1 protein-coding gene is annotated in these 1,323 nt (G+C 56.6%); it reads right to left on the bottom strand.

Annotation, left to right across the window (positions count from 1 at the left end):
• The coding region (locus ADADOO_RS01310) for a type IV pili methyl-accepting chemotaxis transducer N-terminal domain-containing protein (RefSeq protein ID WP_511274361.1) at positions 1-1,246 on the bottom strand (1,246 nt) is incomplete at its 3' end.
• Positions 1,247-1,323 lie beyond the last annotated feature (77 nt).

The following is a 1,323-nucleotide window of genomic DNA, read 5'->3' as shown; positions in this document are numbered from 1 at the left end:
TGGTGTAGTTGATCGAGTCGGCGATGGCACCCGTAATATTTTCACTGACGGTCGCTGTAACGGTCAGGTCGCCATCGGCCAAGTCGCCCAGTTCATTCATCAAACGCAAAATAGCGTCCTGGTTTTCGCGGTTGGTCTGTTCCGATGCGTGACGCTGCTCTTCTGCATCTGCGGCACGACGGCCGGTATCGGCAAGATAGATCTTGGCCAGCAAGGCCAGCGTGGCCAGGGCTATCAGGCTCAGCGCAATCAATAGCACGATATACATGCCGCGTTCAGCCAGGCCCTGCTGATAACCCAAAGCCAGTTCGTCGGTCGCTTTCAGCAAATCTTCACTCTCGCGGAAAATCCGCGAACCAGCCTGCTTGGAAAGGACCAGCGGTTGCATATTGCCGAGAATGCTCGAAATTGCGCCTTGGTACTCCTTGTACGCCACCTCCAAGCTATCAAGCTTGCTGCGGCTATCCGCATCGTTACCGCCCTTGCTCAAAGCGCCCAGGATGTCGCGGAAAGCGTTGGTATCCTTGCCAAGCAGGAAGGCCACTTCCGGGTTGATTTCGTCACCGACAAGCAGGGCTGAGGCGTTCTTGGCGATGCGCTGAGTGAGCATGACCAGCTGGTTGGATGACGCAATATCACGGGAAGCTGCCCCGCTCTGCAGCTTGAGGGTTGCCAGCTGCTCGGTCAGTTCAAGCATTGCCGAATTTTTGTTGTCGATGGTGGCAACGTTTTTGCCCAGCGCGACCAGGTTTGCTTCCTGCGCGATCACTGTTTCCGCATCCTTGTCAGTGGTAGCCCAGCGCAGCCCAAGGGCGTCGAGTTGCGGGCGAACACTGTCAGGCGACGCGGGTACGCTGACGCTGCCAATTTCGCCACCATTCGACAGCTGATCGAAAAGCTTGCCGAAAGTCTGGCGCGACTCCTTTAATTGACCAAAGGCAACCTCATTACCCTGCAGCGCCAGCGATGAAGCTTTGGCCAGTCGCTGCGACAGCATGCGCATCTCACCTGAAGCAGCGATGTAAGCAGTGTTGTGGGTCGACTCGCGGTTGTCGTGGAAAACCAGACCGGCAATCAGCAACAGCAAGGCGACAAATATACCGCCCAGCGTCTTCATCTGCTGGACAACCGGCTGCCCGGCAAGGAAGCCGGGCAGCGGCATTTTGCCGGAAGGCATGTCTGCCGATACCGTCATCTGCCCGGATGAATTACCGCTAATTTTGGGAAGCTTGAAGCTGAAAGCCATGGAAATCCTCCGCTTGGGGTCGGGGGCGAAAGCCCTCTGTCAAACCCCGATATTCATGAAATCCTGATCGGCAAGCA

This window comes from Azonexus sp. (assembly GCF_036170495.1).
Lineage (GTDB): Bacteria > Pseudomonadota > Gammaproteobacteria > Burkholderiales > Rhodocyclaceae > Azonexus.
The sequence above is the reverse complement of the archived record's forward strand: the minus strand, read 5'-3'. Positions and strand labels throughout refer to the sequence as shown.